This is a genomic window from Paenibacillus sp. SAF-068 (genome assembly GCF_051967555.1).
GTDB lineage: Bacteria > Bacillota > Bacilli > Paenibacillales > Paenibacillaceae > Paenibacillus.
The window spans coordinates 1,240,794-1,258,871 of sequence record NZ_JBQCJX010000001.1; the positions used below are offsets into that span (position 1 = coordinate 1,240,794).

Sequence of the window (18,078 nt, forward strand, 5' to 3'; positions counted from 1 at the left end):
ATCGGTGGCTGGTTATTCGTTAAAACCCCTTCCCGGCAGGGGAGGGGTCTTTAAGTATGGAAGGGGAGTGAACAGATGAACGCACTGCGAAGTCGGCGTTTTATTATGCTGGGGCTGGCCCCGGCAGTCATCATTTATGCATTGTTTGTATTTGTCCCAGTCGTATGGTCGGCATACTATGGCTTCTTCAACTGGTCCGGCATCGGCGCATCCAAATATATCGGTATGGATAATTACGTGGAGATCTGGCATGATCCTGTATTTTGGCGGGCGCTGAAAAATAACGTTATCTTTGTGTTGGCATCGGTATTTGGACAAATTCCGTTAGCACTGATGCTCGCGGTCATCTTGCATAAAAGCAATCCTTTACAGCGGTTTCTGCGTTCAGCCGTATTTCTGCCGATGGTGTTATCCACTGTCGTTATCGGTATGATCTGGCAGTATATCTATCATCCGCAGATCGGGATATTGAATTTTCTGCTGGACGCTCTGGGGCTGGAGAGTTGGAAGCTGCAATGGCTTTCCGATGACAAGATTGCCATTTTCTCATTGGTACCGCCTTTGCTCTGGAGCTTTGTGGGGCTGTATCTGATTATCTTCATCTCGGCACTACAGAATATCCCAGGCGAGATTCATGATGCTGCCAAAATAGATGGGGCTTCAGGAATCCGGAAGCTGGTATCGGTCTCTCTGCCCATGATCTGGGGTACGGTTCAGGTTGCGATCATTCTATGTATTTCGGGTAGTCTGAAATCATTCGATCTGGTCTACATCATGACCAAGGGTGGTCCGGCACATGCCACAGAGCTGCTCGCAACGTACATGTACAATTCGACCTTTACAACATACCGGTATGGTTTCGGTAGTGCGATCTCAACAACCATTGTACTGATCTCCCTGCTGCTGATCGGAACAAGCCAGTGGGCGACCAGTCGCAAACGAAAAGAGAATCAATAGAGAGGAGGGGCTATCATGCAAGTAACACCTGTATCCATGCCATCACCACAAAGTGGCTCAGGGCATCCGATTCGCCGCCTTCGCAGCGGAATTGTTTGGACGCTGCTAACGGTCTATGGTATTTTAACATTGTATCCGTTCTACTGGCTCGTGATTAGTGCATTCAAAACGAATGAAGATTTCTATAGCAGGCCCTTTGGACTGCCGGAAAACTGGAATGTAGCCAACTTCAGCAATGCATGGGAAAGCTCCAGGTTGGGGACTGCTTTTGGCAATTCACTCATTGTATCCGTGGGATCACTTATTCTGACGCTGTTTATTGCAGCCCTGGCTTCATTCATCCTGGCCCGTTTCCAGTTTCGGTGGAAAGGGTTAATCATGACCTTCTTTGTTATTGGTATGCTCATACCGATCCATAGTACGCTCGTCCCTTTATTTATCTTAATGAAACAGATGTCCTTGCTAAATACGTACTGGGCATTAATATTACCGTATACGGCTTTTGCATTGCCTACAGCTATTTTCGTGCTTACTGCTTATCTTACAAGTGTTCCACGTGATATTGAAGAGGCCGCTTTTATTGATGGAACAGGACTGTGGGGGCTGTTTACCCGGATCATGCTACCCATGTCCGTACCTGCGTTGTCTACGGTTACGATCCTGAGTTTCCTGCATGCGTGGAATGACTTTTCGTTTGCGCTTGTATTCATCAACAAAACCGGATTGAAAACGTTACCGCTGGCCATTGCGAACTTTGCGGATGGGTATCAGACGGATTATGGTTTAACCCTTGCTGCCATGACACTGTCGGTTATTCCAACGATTATCCTGTATCTCATATTTCAGGAACAGGTTATGAAAGGCATGACAGCCGGAGCTGTCAAAGGATAAGGGAAAGCGCATCCTGAGGAGGAGAAACGTTTGGCACGCTGGCTCACATCTTCGTTACAAAGGAAGCTATCTGTTGTCGTAACGGCTTCAATGATTGTGCCTTTGCTGGCCTTGGGTCTGTTCGCCTTTCTGATCTCTTCCCGCATTACAGAGCAAAAAACAAAACTGTCCGGCATGGATACGTTGAAACAGGTGGAAGCGAATCTTCGTTATATGCTGCAAGATGCGGAGAACCTGTCCATTTTCCTGATTGGAGAACGGGATATCCAACACTATCTTAGCCAAAATGAGGACCATGAACTGGACCGTGTGGATATCCTGGGCAGGATGACCAATCTGGCTGCTTCCAAAAAATATATCGCCAACATCGCCATATACCCTGGACGCTTTGATGCCACATTGTCGACCGCTACCTGGTATGAATCCAGTGAATCCAACCTGACGTATCCCTCTGTTCCAAGTGGTGAAGCAGTCAAACAATGGACGGGAGTATACCCGGTGCAGAATTACGCGGGTATACAGAATGTGATCACATTGGTTCGGCCGATTCGCAGTATCCATGATTATCAACCCATCGGCTGGTTGGCCATTAGTCTGGATGAGAAGGCCATATCCAAGGGATGGGCCGCTCTGGGATTAGGCAGAGGGGAAGGCAGACTTGAACTCATCGGCAGTTCTGGAGAGATTCTGTCTTCAATGGACAAATCCCGGCTTGGACTTAAGCTGGAGGGGCTCGAACCAGGGGTCACAACGTTAATACAGGATGGTGGTAACGGAACCACTACGTATGGCAGTGGTGAGGAAAAACGGACGTTGCTCTATTATCCGGAAGAATTGACGGGGTGGACGTTAGTTGGAACAGTACCATATGACCAGTATAAGTCCGAGAATCGGTATATCCTTATTCTGACCGGGTGCGCCGTTGCCATGTCAGCAGCGATCAGTGCAGGCTTGGTCTGGTTTACTGTGCGGCGTGTGACGAGGCCGCTTCGCGTGCTTACCCGACATCTGTCCCGAATTGACCCGGAACGTCCTCTTCCGCTGTTTCGATCTGAAAGCGATGACGAGATCGGCAGGCTTGGGGAGAGTTACAATCTGCTCGGAGCACATATTCAGTTATTGAAGGAAGAGGTTATTCGAGGTGAAGCTCGCAAAAAAGAAGCCGATCTTCGGGTACTTCAAGCGCAGATTAATCCGCACTTCCTGTATAACACGCTCTCTTCGATTCACTGGATTGCCTTGATGTCTGAAGAGAAGAGGATCGCGGACATGGTTGAGGGCTTGAGTGATTTTCTGCGCATCAGCTTAAACAATGGTCAGGATTATTATCCTGTGGAACAAGAGATTGCTCATATCCGACATTATGTGCGTGTGCAATCCATTCGTTTCCCTGATCAATTCGTACTGCATTACATTGTAGATCCAGCATTGGAGAAGCGAATGATGCTGAAGTTGTTGCTGCAACCGCTCGTTGAGAACGCCATGATTCATGGCATTCAGCCCAAAGCAGGCGTGGGTACCATCACCATCATGATTCGCAAGGATCCGGATAATGAACAGATGAATGTGCTGGTATTGGATGATGGTGTCGGCATGGAGCCGGACAGGCTGGAGCAATTAAGAATAAGCATTAGGGAATGGAAGGGAAAACAGCCGGAAAAACAGCTAAACCAAGGCGGTTACGGGCTTTGCAATGTGAATGAGAGGCTGCTGCTCCATTATGGAGCGGATGCACAGCTTGAAGTAGACAGCAGGGTTGGGGGCGGTACGCGGATTTCGTTTTCCATTCCAATCTTGGAGGGTGCGCGATGAGACTATTAATTGTGGATGATGAAGTGATTATCCGTACAGGGCTTGCCAGCGTTATCGCTTGGCATGAACTCGGAATTGAACTTCTTCAACCTGCTGCCTCGGCAGAGGAGGCGTTAACACGCATGGCTGAGGAACGTCCACATATCCTGATGACGGATATTCGGATGACAGGCAGATCAGGGCTGGAACTGGCAGAAGAGGGCCTGAGATTGCTACCTGAGCTGGAGGTCATTATTTTATCCGGATACGATGACTTTTCTTATGCGCAGCAGGCGATTCGTCAAGGGGTTACAGATTATCTGCTCAAAACAAGCAAGCCGGAAGAGATCATCAAGACGGTATTACAGGCCAAGCAGCGAATCGCGGAACGTTGGGCGGAGAAGTCCAGAGAAGGACAGCTTATACGGGAGAATCGGGAGCGGTTATTTGCCGGGTGGATCATTGATGGTGACACGGCTTCGGGCCAGTTCCCTTCATGTTTGCGGTCTGATGCTGGACTAGAGGAGGCTGTTGATGGCTTTGATGATGAACAGATTCTCAGACAAGTCATTGTTCTTCGAGCAGAGGGCTGGGATCGGTCCTCGGATGCGCTATTACGATTCGCGGTGCAAAATACCCTTGAGGATATGTTGCCGGGTGCCATTGCTCATGTAGAGAAACAGCAAATTATTTGTGTAGTTTCATGGCCGCCTGTGGATCAGGAATATGCGTTCAGACTGGAGAGTGCATTACGTCGGGTGGAGCAATTGCTGAAGTGCACCCTGCGTGCGGCGGTAGGTCTGCCAGTGAGTGGATATGCAGATCTGCATGAAAGCTACAGAACTGCTTCAGTTGCATTCCGATACCGGGGTTTGATGGATGATAAAGTATGGCATTATGGGCATGTTCAGGATCGCCAAGGTGGTAAAATTGTACTCACGCACGAAGAGGAGACCACACTTGGCACATTATTGCTGGATAATGATTCAGTCACGTTAACGACATGGACGCGAGAACTTGTGGCTAATCTGATTACAGAACCGGAGGTCACGCCAGAATCATTCAGTGCTTGTCTGCACTCAGCGGTCATTGCAGGTCATCGCTGGCTTACTCGCACAATGCGAGCCACAGGACGTGAAGAAACCGCAAGACTCGAACCTTGGATGCCGGAACCGGATGCCGAAGCTGCGCAGCTCGGGGATATGCTGTTCCACCATCTGTATGGTCTGATGCATGTCTATCATAGTCGGATGGGTCAGGGACAGGCAGCCCATGTGCAAAAGGCTATTGGTTATATTGAATCATCATTGGCACAGGACATTAATTTACAGCTGGTAGCTGGACATGTCCACTTGCATCCCGGGCACCTCAGTGAACTGTTTAAAAAAGAAATGGGTGTGACCTTCGGTGATTTTGTCACCGATATGCGTATCCGAAGAGCGATGGATATGCTCGCCGTGTCTCCAGCGAAGGTCAGTGAAGTCGCTGCCATTAGCGGCTACGAAGACGTGAAATATTTTAGCAGACTGTTCAAAAAACATACCGGCAAGACCCCGAGTGAATATCGCGAAGAGGCGTTGTCATTCAAACCTTCGGGAAGTTAGCAATGAGCAGACCAGGCAGCATGTCTTGTATTTCTGCAAACGTTTTCGATATGGTATTACTCAGGGTCAAGGGAGAGTGAGGACATACGGATGAAGACTCATAGTACAAGTCAGGATTTATCGGGACAATGGAAGATACAACATTTTGAAGTTGGGGAGAAGCGGGCGATGGATGTGGCAGCTGCCGCGCTGGATGACCGATTCTGGATCGGGGCTGAAGTGCCCGGAGATGTACATGCTGCACTGATTGAGCGCAGTATCATTGATCCGCCCTATTACGGACATAATGATGCCAAAAGTCGCTGGATTGAGCAAAAGGAGTGGTGGTACCGCACAACCTTCAATCTGGTGAGAGATGCAGAGACCGAAGAGCACTTTGAATTGGTGTTCGAAGGGTTGGATACGTTTGCAACGGTATATGTGAACGGCCATGAAGTTGGGAAAACGGCCAATATGCTGATGTCACATACGTTTAACGTCACGTCATTGGTACGCAGCGGCTGGAATGCGATTGCCGTCAAGTTCGATCCGCTTCACCTGCACCACAAGGACAAAGAAACCTTTGACTGGTCCTCGTATACGAAGGAACGGCCATGGTTGCGCAAAGCAGCGATGAACTTTGGCTGGGATTGGGGACCACGCATGGTTACGGTCGGGATCTGGGGAGCTGTACGGCTGGAAAAACGAACAATCGCCAAGCTGGAAAGTGTGTATGCCCGAACGGAATCAGCCCGTACAGATCTGGCTGTTTTACGAGTCACGGCGGATGTGAAATCCGTTCTGTCTTTCCGTAGCAGACAGAAACGTGAACGGGCTGTGGTTGCGTCCTGTGATGTTCGTCTGCTGGATCGTAACGGACACGAGGTGGCAGGTACCACTGAACTACCTGTAGAAGGTGGTAAGGCAGAGGTCACATTGAACGTCACGTCACCTCAGTTATGGTGGACTCATGATCTGGGTGAGCCTTATCTGTATACGCTGGAGGTTACATTGTACGCAGATGGCGTTGAGGTGGATCGTTATAGCGAGCCTTATGGGTTACGGACGATTGAGCTGGCTCTTCACAATGAACAGGGTGAAGATGCATTTACTTTTATTCTGAACGGAGTCAAAGTATATGCCAAAGGTTCCAACTGGATTCCAGCGGATCATCTGATTGGTGCTATCCCTAACTCCCGGTATCGGGAGCTTGTCGAGCTGTCGGTAGAAGGACATATGAACATGCTGCGTGTCTGGGCCGGTGGTATATATGAGAAGGATGTCTTCTACGATGAGTGTGATCGGCAAGGCGTGTTGGTGTGGCAGGATTTTGCATTCGCGAACGCCTTGTTCCCGGACTTCAATCGTGAGTTCATGGATAATGTACGGCAAGAGGTTGAAAGTAATGTCCTGCGCTTGCGCAACCGTGCCTCACTTGCCATCTGGTGTGGCAATAATGAAATAGACTGGCTCTATGATATGAAGTCTGCAAGTGGAGACATTACCAGTCCGTTCTACGGCGAACTTATCTATCATGAGCTGATCCCGGAAGTGTTGGATCGCTTGGATCAGTCCCGTCCGTACTGGCCTTCTTCGCCGTTCGGGGACAGTAACGGTCAGGACGCCAATGATCCCGATGTCGGGGATCGTCACAACTGGCAGGTATGGCATGGCTCGGTCTATCCGAGGAAGCATGGAGAGCCGCCGCTGCTGGACTACAGTATTGAAGGTGTGACGTTCAAAAATTACAAAAACGATCATGCGTTGTTCAGCAGTGAATTTGGAATGCATGCCTCGGCCAATCGTTACACGCTGGAGAAAAATATGCCCGCAGGGCAGTTTTACTGGGGCAGTGCAGAGATGGCCTACCGTAACAAGGATACCAATCACCAAAAAGGCATATTGCTGATGGAAGGTTACACAGGTATCCCGCAAAATATAGAGGAGTACATGAACTATTCCATGCTGACTCAAGCAGAAGGATTGCGCTATGGCATTGAACATTTCCGGCGCATTAATCACCGTAACAGCGGTGCGCTCGTGTGGCAGCTGAATGATAGCTGGCCAGGAACAAGCTGGTCCATGATTGATTATGAACTGCTGCCGAAGGCATCCTTTTATTACGGGAAAATATTCTTCCATCCTGTCCTGTTGTCTCTGGAGCATGAGCCGGAGGAGCCGCTTGCGTTGTGGGTCGTGAACGATACACGGGATGTGCTGAAAGGTGAGCTTCGGTTCAATGTCTATGAGTTACATGGAGAGAAAATCTATTCCAGCATACATGCTGTTGAAGTAACATCTCAATCTGCATTGTGTATTGCCGAATTAACTGAAGCAGAGGTGCTGCAGGGCAGACGTGCGGAGGAAGTTATGGTTGAGCTGGTATCCGAAGGGTTTGCGGCGCCGATTAATCGGTACTTCCTGCGTGATCCTAAGGACGTGGCATTGCCGGAATCACAATTGAGCGTACATGTGAATGAAGAGGAACAGTCTGTAACGGTTACAGCGAGTGGTGCGATTGCACGCTTGGTGAAGCTGGAGTTTCCTCTTGGGCGTGTGCGATTCAGTGACAATTATTTTGATCTGCTCCCCGGGGAGAGCCGGACGGTAAGACTTCGTCATCCAGAGCAGTCGTCTATGCCTCTGACGGAACTTCGGGTCAGTGCCCTAAACGGCAGAGAAGGGTAAAACAATAATAGACTTCGAATCGTATGCGAAGTTCAAGGTGGTCATCCTGATCAGGGATGCCACCTTTTTTGCTTTTGGAGCAGGAGAGATCAGATCATCGAGTCAGGTGGTCCTGTACTTATTCCACAGGCAAAACATCCAATCGGTTTCACATCTTGGCACATTAAGGTTAGAATGATAGAAAGAAATCGTTCTCAAAAGGAGGTGAATTCATGTCGTTTGTCTTTTATCCGGAGATGGTTATCTTCATTTTGATGTTGATCCTGCTGATTATTGGTATTGTATATATTGTTCGTAAAAGCAGACAAGTTCTGCGCCGCGTAAGCAATCTGGAGAAAGCGATATATGAAAAAGAAGGTTTGATGCCCAATCCGAAGGACGTGGATACCCCTCAAGGAGAAACTTCCCGGGAAGACACATTTGCTCCACGCAAACGAAAATGAAAAAGGGCACGGATTATATAAAAAAGATAAACCAACAAGCCAAACAGCCGATTCTTCTTCTGTAGGAAGCGATTGGCTGTTTGTGCATGTCGGCAGAGATTCGTATTATCGGGTTTTAAAGAAAAGATTCATAACGCTGCTGAAAAGAGGATTCCATCTCCACTTGTCGTGCAAGTTGATGTTGAACCTTCGCTCCGCGAATCATCTGAAGTTCATGGAGTTGGGCGGTGGAACTGAATTGATCTTTAGCCATTTGAACAAGTAATTCCGAGAGCGCATCCGCATCTTCGAGTGCGGCATTAAGTCCAAACGCACCGGTTGGGGTCATGGTATGAGCGGCATCACCGATGAGTATGACATTGTCCAGTGCCCACGACTGACAATAGCTGCTTTCAACAGATAACAGAACAAAATCGCTCCAGCTCTGAATATTGGCAGCTACAGAATCAGACAGGCAGGGAAACGCGGATACCAGTTTGTCTACAAAAGGAGCAATCGGCTGCTCTCGCAGCTTGGAGTATGCGCCTTCGGGGATGTTCCATCCAATCTGAACATAGCCGCCGAATTGTGAGAACAGGGCAAGCTGTTGACCATCCATGCTGGCCATTCGAACAGCAGGCTCCCAACCTGCAGGTGCCGGAATGCGCGCCCACAGCAGATCATACCCGTGCTTTCGAATCTCGGGAGTCAAACCGGAATGTTTGCGTACAGCAGAGTATCTGCCATCAGCACCGACAATAACAGAAGCTGCGATGGAGGCAGGCACGCCGTTCTGCCGGATGTTAATACCAACGATCTGGCCGTTCTTGTCTCGCAGCAAACCGGTCATAATCGTATTAAATAGTACTTGTTCAACTGAAAGATGCTGCTGAGCGTGCGACACGATGGCTTCCAGGAGATGATCTTGGGGAACGTGAATACCCACATGAGATTCTCCATTACCCGGCGAAACGGTATGAATAATGTTCCCGTTCTCCCAATACTGTATCTGTTCCAATGGCAGTGCTCCGCGTTCCTGGATGAGTGAATATAAACCATGTTTATTTAGAATCGCTTCTCCGTCGACATTAAGCAGCTCCCCGCGAAACGACTTGTGAAGGTGGGGCTGTCGCTCTATGAGCATCGTGGATATCCCTTTTTGATTCAGTAAATAAGAAAGTAAGGCACCGCCAGGGCCAGCGCCAACGATGCAAACATCCGTTTTTAATGGTGACTGTAAACTCTGATTCATGTGCATAAGTCCCTTGCAGTATATTGGTAACTATTGTTTACTTTATAACAACAGATTTATTAAAATCATTAAGTAACTAAAAGTAACTTTGAAGATATAGGTTATTATAAACAAACCTGTTGCCATAATGCAATAGGTGAAACCCAAATTAAAAACTCAAGTCTTACGATTGAGTAAAGGTTGTCCAATACAAGCGTATTTTTCACAAACATCATAGTGTAAATATGTTACAATATGAGGTAGGTTATGAACAAAGGCAGGAGGAACGTTTATGAGCCCGGATACGGAGCGAAACTCTCAATTGGCAAATGTAGATCAATTGTTGGAGGCCTTCTTCAGATATAAAAATAAAGTATTGGATCAGCAGCAGAAGACCGAAACCAACTGTAAACTGAATCCGACAAAAAGTCATATATTGGGCATGATTTTACGTGAAAAACGCTGCATGGCGGTGGATGTAGCGAGACAACTCAGTTTGTCTTCCGGCGCAACCACCATTGTACTGAATCAACTGGAAACGGAAGGCTTGATCCAGCGGGTGCGCAGTGAAGAAGATCGGAGAATTGTGTGGTTATCCTTAACGGATGAAGGGGCACAGCTTGCGAAGACGCTTAATGCGAATCGCGGCCGAATGACGTGGGAATTGTTGCAGGCACTTTCCGAAGAGGAACAACAGCAGATGTTTGGCATGCTGAAGAAAATTGAACTGAAATTGCTGGAGAACATGAAGTCGTTTGAGCAGATTCATCGGTAGTGAATATGACTTGATTCCTTGAAGACGTCAGTCCTCATGAGTTCGTCCCTAGTTGCGGGGGGATGAGCCTTGAAGACTGGCGTTTTTGAGTTGGTTACAAATGAAAGCGAACCACATGATCCATCAAGCCTTCCTGAATCAAAACCTCTTTTTGTTTGCGGCCCATCAGGTCAAAGTGGGGAAATGGCTCCCTCTGATGAATGTATCGCGGGTCAAGCCCGTGATCGTGACACCAATGCTCGAGACGTTCCAGATCTGCACAGCCAACTTTGGTGACACTGGTGATGCCTGGGAATCGGTTGTCAATCCAGAAATGAGTGAGGTACGCAATCTCACCACGAGCCACTTGTTCCTTCCACGCAGCAAGCTCCTGTCGTTTAATTCCAAATGCCATAGATGCAAGTTCCTTTCCGAAGGGTATTGTCCTGAGCATATTGTAACATCTTATATACAGAATCCATCAGAATTCTTCAATTTATATAAGTTAACTAAAGATTAATTACACTGACACTACGATGACAGAATAACCTTCCAATCGCTGTTATCCCCAGATTTTTTTGATTTCCTTTTCCAAAGGGGAAAATCCAGGGATAAGCATATGCTTCCGATGTAGCTTTCTTTCAGAAAGCTCTTAGGCGAACGCTTCGCTTTTTCAGGTTTTTTCTGTCCTCTCCGTTATCGTGTAAATGAATAGTTCAACTTATATAGACTAGTCTGAGAGCAGTTAAATGGGTATATGAATATGACAACATTTTTATAACAAAGTTTGGATTATGTTAAAATAAACCTATGCAACAAAGGTATCACCACATCCATAGCGGAAAGGGATTGTCATCATGGAAATATTTATAGCCGTACTTGTCTTACTGGTACTGATCGGTTTATCAAATATCCTGAACCGGTTTGTACCCTTTATTCCCGTTCCGCTCATTCAAATCGTGCTTGGTGTAGCCATAGCTCTGCTTCCTGCTGGGGTACATTTGCCGTTGAATCCGGAATTGTTCTTTGTGCTTTTCATCGCACCTTTGTTATACAACGATGGTAAGCGAACACCAAGAAATGAATTATGGAATCTGCGTGCACCCATACTTCTGCTTGCGCTGGGACTTGTGTTCGTGACGGTGGTTGTAGCGGGATATGCCATTCATTGGTTGATTCCTTCGATTCCGTTGCCCGCTGCTTTTGCTCTAGCAGCCATACTGTCCCCGACAGATGCAGTGGCCGTTGGCGCCATGGCTGGACGGGTCCATCTGCCCAAAAGCATACATAGGCTTCTTGAAGGAGAAGCATTAATGAACGATGCATCCGGTCTGGTCGCCTTCAAATTCGCGATTGCAGCCACGGTTACAGGTGTGTTTTCCCTCGCCCAGGCGACCTTCAGTTTTATTCTGATTGCGATTGGCGGACTTCTCGTCGGTGCCTTGTTATCTTTTCTGTTAATCAGGCTCGGGGTATGGATTCGCAGGTTGGGTATGGAAGATGTAACGATTCACATGCTGTTGCAAATATTGACCCCGTTCGTTATCTATCTGGTGAGTGAAGAAATTGGCGTATCAGGAATTCTTGCGGTAGTTGCAGGCGGCATTATCCACGCCATCGAGCGAGACCGCGCTGAATCGGTTCAATTGAAAATGCAGGTCGTTTCTGCGAGCACATGGTCAGTCATTTTATTTATACTGAATGGTCTGGTGTTTGTTATTCTGGGTGTTCAGGTTCCGGATGTGTTGAGTACCATTTTTGAAAATGTTTCGTTTAATAATCTGCAGGTGTTGGGCTATGTGGGCCTGATCTCGGTGTTATTGCTGGTTCTGCGCTTTCTCTGGATATATCTCTTCTGGCAGGGGAATGAATTGCTGCGAACCAGATCCTCCATTGGCCGACCGCGGTTTAAGGAAATCACGATTATTTCTCTCTCTGGCGTGCGGGGGGCCGTGACATTGGCGGGTGCCTTTTCGATTCCTTACGTGCTCCAGGATGGATCACCTTTCCCTGAACGGGATCTGATCATTTTCCTGGCGGCAGGAGTTATCCTCTTCTCCCTGATTGCGGCGAGTGTGTTTCTTCCAGTTCTGGCCAAAGAGGATGGAAAATCCACTGAGGAATCCCCTCAGAAGTCCGAAAGAAAAGCACATGACATTATGCTGAATGCGGCGATACGAGCTGTCAAATCCGAAATGAATGAGGAGAATAAAGCTGCGGCACTTGCGGTTGTCTCCGACCTGTCCAAATATATCAGGCAAGCCGCAGGTCAGCTCACTGCCGATAAACGCAAACATATCCAGAAACAGGAAACGGCTATTAACCTGATTGCCACCCGAGCAGAGCGCAAAGAAATCGAAGCGATGCTGGATGAAAATGCAATTGCTTCCGATGCTGCCTTCAAATGTGACAGCTGGCTGGATCGCAAGGAAATGATGCTGTCCAATCGCGCCAACACTCAGATGATGGCCTCAATCAACGAGATTGGGCGTATGCTGGGTCATCTGTTCACCAATCGATCCCAGAAGCCGAGCCAACCTTTCATGCTTGAAAATGCGGAACTGTTCCGTGAGGTGAAGCTGCGCACCTCTGAAGCGGCAATTAAGGCAATTCGCGCCCAAATGAATGATGGGAATCGAGTTGTCGCCTTGTCGGTTATCGCCAAATATGAGCGTGTAATTGCCAAATTGCGAACCTGGAACCAAGGGAAAACAGAAGATCCGTTTAATCAGGAGAAGCTTGAATTGCAGATGGTGGCGATTCAGGAACAGCGAAACACGGTGCAGCAACTGTATGAGAACGGCGAAATCAATCGTGATGTGGCAGCGAAGCTACGCCGGTTTATTAACGATGTGGAAGCAACTGCATTGAAAAATACCTAGGCGTATTCCAATCCGATAAACCCGATATTTTTAATATGCTAAGCAGTTTGGTATACTATCTGACAAGAAATACGGCACAACCAAATGAAATGTATTCAATTAGTGAGGGAGAGATGAGACATGGCAGAACAACAAGTTCGGTTGGGCAAGACGGATCTTATGGTGAATCCCATTGGACTGGGGGCGAATGCAGTAGGCGGACATAATATCTATCCGGACATGCTGAATGATGAGACAGGTAAGGAAGTTGTTCGAACCGCCCTGAAACAAGGTATTAACTTTCTGGATACAGCATATATCTATGGACCTGAGCATTCCGAGCGATTGATCGGCGAAGTATTGAAGGAAACCGGTCAACGTCAGAATACGATCATTGCAACCAAAGCAGCCCATACATTTGTAGATGGCAAGGTTGTTATTAATAACTCCCCGGCTTTTCTAAAGGCGGCTGTAGATGAGGCATTAATTCGTCTGCAAACCGATTATATTGACCTGTTCTACATCCACTTTCCGGATGAGCACACGCCTAAGGATGAAGCGGTAGATACGTTAAAGCAATTAAAAGACGCTGGTAAAATTCGTGCCATTGGCGTATCTAATTTCTCCATCGATCAGTTACGTGAGGCCAATAAAGACGGGCATGTAGACGTATTGCAATCTGAATATAATCTGTTCAAAAGAGAATCGGAGAAAGAGCTGTTGCCCTATACAGCTGAGCATAATATATCTTTTGTTCCCTATTTCCCACTGGCAGCGGGACTTCTGGGCGGTAAATATAATCGCAATACTACATTTCAAGACGGACGGGCGAAAAACCCGCTGTTCACAGGTGAAGCTTTCATTGAAAATTTGGATAAAGTCGAGCAACTGCGCAGCATAGCACTATCGAAGGAAGTTGAAGTTGCTCATCTGGTTCTTGCCTGGTACCTGACTCAGCCTTCGATTGATGCCTTGATTCCGGGTGCCAAGAGACCGGAGCAGGTCATTAACAATCTGCAGACATTGAATGTGGAATTAACTGCTGAAGAAATTGCAGTCGTGGATCAGATCTTTCGTTAATGAGTTCGAGTGAATCGGGAAATGCTAACAGGGAGTTTACGTATGAAGACAAAGTGAGGACACAACATGAACCTGAAGGCAGCCCGAGTCATCGGAATGTTCACGCTAATTATTTTGCTGGGTAGCAGTTCTGCCTATGCGAAGCCTGTACAGAAGAACCGTCAGTATTATGAGGAACGAGGAGAGATCGTATGGGAGGTTCCCACAGAGGATAAACTCATCGCTCTTACCTTTGATGATGGACCAGATCCGATTCAGACTCCCCAGATTCTGGCGTTGCTTCAGCAATATCAAGCCAAAGGAACCTTTTTTGTACTTGGCAAATGGGCAGAAAAATTTCCTGAACTGATTAGGCAGGAACAGCTCGAGGGGCATGAAATCGCCAATCATACGTATGCGCACACGTATGCAGTCCGATCCACACGTGCAGACAAGTATATGAAGGAAATGAACGCAGCGGAAAGTTCCATCATTGAAGCGGGAGCGGAGAGGCCCCTGCTGTTCAGGCCACCGGGCGGCTATTACAATGACATGGTCATTCAGGCTGCCAAACAAAAAGGGTATACCATTGTACTCTGGTCCTGGCATCAGGATACACGGGACTGGGCTTCTCCAGGTGTATCGGCTATCGTTAAAAAAGTATTGAATAACGCACGTAATGGGGATATTGTACTCTTCCATGACAAGGTGGAAGGCAAGTCCCATACGGTAGCTGCACTCAAAACGATCCTGCCGAAGTTACAGCAGCAGGGATATCGATTCGTGACGGTATCTGAACTGCTTGCTGTGAAGGCACGTGAAGCTGCGAAAGATGGAACGTCACCTTCTTCTTCGTTGAAGCACGTGGAGCCCTGAATATTGCGAATCAATTGGAAACCCGCAGGTCTCGATATGGAGAGGCCTGCGGGTTTTTCTGTTGATCTCCATATGAAACTTGAAACAGAAGTCAGTGGGTGGGTTTTTTCTATCCCTTTTGTTTTGAAACCAAAACGTCTACAATAGATGGAGCTTTGTGGTGAAGGGCTAGTTGAATCATGATATGAATGACGACATAGAGGAGAATGAATACGATGAATGGACAACAACGAGTAAATATTAAACCAGGTCTTGAAGTGGACATTGTACTGAAGCAGGACCAAGCTACAGGCAAGCTGACACGTGGCATTGTGAAGGATCTGTTAACCAAGTCTCCTACACATCCACACGGAATCAAAGTACGACTGACGAGCGGCCAAGTGGGACGTGTGAAACAGGTCATTACAGGAGGTTCGAACTAACGGTGGCCCAAGACGGGAAGATGAGCACTACTGCAGAAGTAATGGCACATCTGGCTTCGGGTAATACACGTCAGCAAGACGCATATCACGTGTTACAGAGTAGTGGATTGCTCGAACTATTAGCTGCCTATCACCCCTATCCAGCAGGGACGGTACCGATTGATATTGATGTTCCGGGAAGTGATCTGGATCTGCTGTGTTATGCAGAGGATCTGGATGCATTTGAAGCTGACATATCTGATCAGATTGGAGCCGTTGGTGAGTTTCAATGTGTTCGTGGTGGGGATCTTCCAGGCCAACGTCCTTATGTGACTTGTAATTTGCAAGTGGGACATTGGCCAGTGGAGATTTTTGCCCAATCCGTGCCAGTTATTAGACAGAATGCATACCTACATATGATCGTGGAGTGGAGATTGTTGCAACTGTGGGGGGACGCGGGACATCGTGAGATCCGCAGACTGAAACAGGCAGGGTGGAAAACGGAGCCTGCTTTTGCTTCTGTACTTGGATTACAGGGAGATCCATATGTGGAAATGCTGCATCTGGCCGAGATGAAACGGGAAGATCTCTGGAACTGGGCGCGTTCACGCACGTGTTTTGAAATGTCTACTCAAGATAAACAAATGATTTACACGATAAACGGAGAGGACAGAAAAAACCTGAAAAAGCGAAGCGTTCGCCTAAGAGCTTTCTGAAAGAAAGCTACATCGGAAGCATATGCTTATTACCGGATGTTCCCTTGATAAAGGGAATCAAAAAAATCTGGGAATAACAGCGATTGGAAGGTGTTTCTGTCATCGTAGTGTCAGTGTAAATAACTTTTGGTCAGATCAGAAAGATAGCTACGATCGTCGTTACAGTGAGTCCCAGCACGACAGGCTTCAGGTTGCGTCTCGCAAGTTCAAAGGGACTGACTCCGCAGATTGCAGCAGCAGGGATCAATGCCCATGGAATCAAGGTTCCACCACCTACCCATATGGCTGCGACCTGACCTAGTGCGGTCAGTACAGGTGCGGAATCTGTTGAACCTGCGAACATGGACGCAATCGAGCCAACCAGAGAAATCCCCGAGAACCCCGAACCATCCATTCCGGTCACTGCTCCGGTCACCGTCATTGTAATTGCGCTCACCGTATCATTCAAGGGCACCAGTCCAGCGAGTGCGACCCCGAGATCATTCACAATCCCGTGTGAACCTTCAGGAAGAGGGTTGATGAACAACTCCGTAATTGCAGCATCTCCCAGATAAAAAAACGCGGCTATGGGAATAACCGGTCCAAACACCTTGAAACCGAACTGAAATCCTTCTATTAAATAATGGGTCGTTTCCTCTGGTCCGGCCTGACGATGTGCGGCAAGGGTGACAGCAATCAGAATGACCACAGCGGTTCCACCAATCAGAGCAGTTGCGTCGCCGCCTTGCAACTTCAATACAAACATCAGAATCACATCAACTGCGAATAACAGGGGAATAAGCAGTGCGAAAGCTTTTTGCAGACGGGGTGACATCACTTGACGTTGAACAGGCTGATTAGCGGGTAGGGTGGTGGTGGGCACAGTCTCAGATGAGGAAGAAGGTTCTGTACTCACGATACCTGATATGGCATCTGGGGAATGAACAGGTGAGCCTGATCTCATCTCTTTGCGCAGCATCCAGAAGGCTGTAAGGGTAGATACGGTTCCCATGACAATAACCAAAGGAATGCTTGCCGTCATAACGGAAGTAACGGGGAGACCCGCTGCATCAGCCGTAAGTTTGGGAGCCCCTTGGATAATGTAATCGCCCGACAGTGCAATCCCGTGTCCAAACAGGTTCATGGCAATGGCAGCCCCAATCGGAGGAAGACCTACACGCACGGCTACAGGAAGGAGTACTGCACCGACAAGTGCTACGGCCGGAGATGGCCAGAAAAATAGTGATACAACCATCATAATTAATCCGATACCCCAATATGCGACCTGAGGAGAACGGATAAACCGGGTGACGGGTGTCACCATGACCTCATTAATTCCGGTTCGGATCAGAACACGGCTCATCGCCACAATAATCGAGATGATAAAGATTGTACTTAGCAATTCTTTCGTTGCATAGATAAAACTGCTGAAGATCCCGGCAACTGACCCACTTAAGGTCTCGGTTGCCAGAAGTCCAATGGTCATTATACCCGCGACACAGATGATCGTGGTGTCCCTGCGCCGGATCATTACGGCGATGATCAAGACGATATATGCCAGATAGACATAATGTAATGCAGTGAGTTGAATATTCATCGAACAGGCCTCCCTACATCCTGGGTGACTATCCCGAGGAGTGATATATCGTATGCATGTCAAGATCGGGCGTTCGTGGAGTCCAGGGCTTGCCGCAGCATTTATTTTCAGGGAGAAGCTTAAGAATAATAATGAAGGATTTTTTTTACAACTGGAGAATTTATTACAACATGAAGCTTGTTACTCTTGAAATTGGAGCGGATGAAAGTCACCAGAATTGATATATGAAGGTCACGGGACCCCATAGACAATGGCAAGCAGGGGTGATTACA

At 47.7% G+C, this 18,078-nt stretch carries 15 protein-coding genes; 12 read left to right on the forward strand and 3 right to left on the reverse strand.

Annotation, left to right across the window (positions count from 1 at the left end):
- The first annotated feature begins 75 nt into the window (after positions 1–75).
- The 6 genes from ACTHPG_RS05560 (at position 76) to ACTHPG_RS05585 (ending at position 8,353) form a co-directional block, all read left to right on the forward strand.
- Positions 76–957 carry a carbohydrate ABC transporter permease gene (locus ACTHPG_RS05560; RefSeq protein ID WP_278295830.1) on the forward strand — a complete coding sequence of 294 codons (882 nt, stop codon included), beginning with the start codon at positions 76–78 and terminating at the stop codon, positions 955–957.
- A gap of 15 nt (positions 958–972) precedes the next feature.
- Entirely contained in the window at positions 973–1,848 is an 876-nt protein-coding gene (locus ACTHPG_RS05565) for a carbohydrate ABC transporter permease (protein WP_440388129.1), read from the forward strand.
- A gap of 30 nt (positions 1,849–1,878) precedes the next feature.
- Complete coding sequence (locus tag ACTHPG_RS05570) at positions 1,879–3,660, forward strand: cache domain-containing sensor histidine kinase (RefSeq protein ID WP_440388130.1); 1,782 nt, start codon at positions 1,879–1,881, stop codon at positions 3,658–3,660.
- Positions 3,657–5,243 (forward strand): helix-turn-helix domain-containing protein, encoded by a 1,587-nt coding sequence (locus ACTHPG_RS05575; RefSeq protein ID WP_440388132.1) that lies wholly within the window; start codon positions 3,657–3,659, stop codon positions 5,241–5,243. The genes ACTHPG_RS05570 and ACTHPG_RS05575 overlap by 4 nt, the downstream gene beginning before the upstream one ends.
- A 90-nt stretch (positions 5,244–5,333) precedes the next feature.
- The gene (locus tag ACTHPG_RS05580; RefSeq protein WP_440388134.1) at positions 5,334–7,910 is read left to right on the forward strand and encodes a beta-mannosidase; all 2,577 of its coding nucleotides are present in this window, start codon (positions 5,334–5,336) and stop codon (positions 7,908–7,910) included.
- A gap of 212 nt (positions 7,911–8,122) precedes the next feature.
- Positions 8,123–8,353 (forward strand): hypothetical protein, encoded by a 231-nt coding sequence (locus ACTHPG_RS05585; RefSeq protein WP_440388136.1) that lies wholly within the window; start codon positions 8,123–8,125, stop codon positions 8,351–8,353.
- 115 nt (positions 8,354–8,468) lie between these two features.
- Here ACTHPG_RS05585 and ACTHPG_RS05590 read toward each other — a convergent pair whose 3' ends face one another.
- Positions 8,469–9,584: an FAD-dependent monooxygenase gene (locus tag ACTHPG_RS05590; RefSeq protein ID WP_440388137.1), complete on the reverse strand. Its 1,116-nt coding sequence runs from the start codon at positions 9,582–9,584 to the stop codon at positions 8,469–8,471.
- 271 nt (positions 9,585–9,855) lie between these two features.
- On the opposite strand from ACTHPG_RS05590, the gene ACTHPG_RS05595 reads away from it, so the two are divergent.
- On the forward strand, positions 9,856–10,338 hold the full coding sequence (locus ACTHPG_RS05595) for a MarR family winged helix-turn-helix transcriptional regulator (RefSeq protein WP_036609579.1): 483 nt from the start codon (positions 9,856–9,858) through the stop codon (positions 10,336–10,338).
- A 94-nt stretch (positions 10,339–10,432) separates the two neighbouring features.
- Here ACTHPG_RS05595 and ACTHPG_RS05600 read toward each other — a convergent pair whose 3' ends face one another.
- Positions 10,433–10,732, reverse strand: coding sequence for a hypothetical protein (locus tag ACTHPG_RS05600; protein ID WP_440388138.1), 300 nt, complete (start codon positions 10,730–10,732; stop codon positions 10,433–10,435).
- Positions 10,733–11,174: 442 nt separating this feature from the next.
- On the opposite strand from ACTHPG_RS05600, the gene ACTHPG_RS05605 reads away from it, so the two are divergent.
- The 5 genes from ACTHPG_RS05605 to ACTHPG_RS05625 all read left to right on the forward strand — a co-directional run bounded on the left by ACTHPG_RS05605 (position 11,175) and on the right by ACTHPG_RS05625 (position 16,230).
- Entirely contained in the window at positions 11,175–13,199 is a 2,025-nt protein-coding gene (locus ACTHPG_RS05605; RefSeq protein WP_440388139.1) for a Na+/H+ antiporter, read from the forward strand.
- Between the two features lie 120 nt (positions 13,200–13,319).
- Positions 13,320–14,258: an aldo/keto reductase gene (locus tag ACTHPG_RS05610; RefSeq protein ID WP_440388141.1), complete on the forward strand. Its 939-nt coding sequence runs from the start codon at positions 13,320–13,322 to the stop codon at positions 14,256–14,258.
- Between the two features lie 66 nt (positions 14,259–14,324).
- On the forward strand, positions 14,325–15,113 hold the full coding sequence (locus ACTHPG_RS05615) for a polysaccharide deacetylase family protein (RefSeq protein ID WP_440388142.1): 789 nt from the start codon (positions 14,325–14,327) through the stop codon (positions 15,111–15,113).
- A gap of 215 nt (positions 15,114–15,328) precedes the next feature.
- The gene (locus tag ACTHPG_RS05620) at positions 15,329–15,535 is read left to right on the forward strand and encodes a YwbE family protein (protein ID WP_026081155.1); all 207 of its coding nucleotides are present in this window, start codon (positions 15,329–15,331) and stop codon (positions 15,533–15,535) included.
- A gap of 2 nt (positions 15,536–15,537) precedes the next feature.
- Entirely contained in the window at positions 15,538–16,230 is a 693-nt protein-coding gene (locus tag ACTHPG_RS05625) for a DUF4269 domain-containing protein (RefSeq protein ID WP_440388144.1), read from the forward strand.
- A 130-nt stretch (positions 16,231–16,360) separates the two neighbouring features.
- On the opposite strand, the gene ACTHPG_RS05630 is transcribed toward ACTHPG_RS05625, so the two are convergent.
- A complete protein-coding gene (locus ACTHPG_RS05630; RefSeq protein ID WP_440388145.1) occupies positions 16,361–17,806 on the reverse strand; it encodes a hypothetical protein in 1,446 nt (481 codons plus the stop codon).
- Positions 17,807–18,078: the final 272 nt, after the last annotated feature.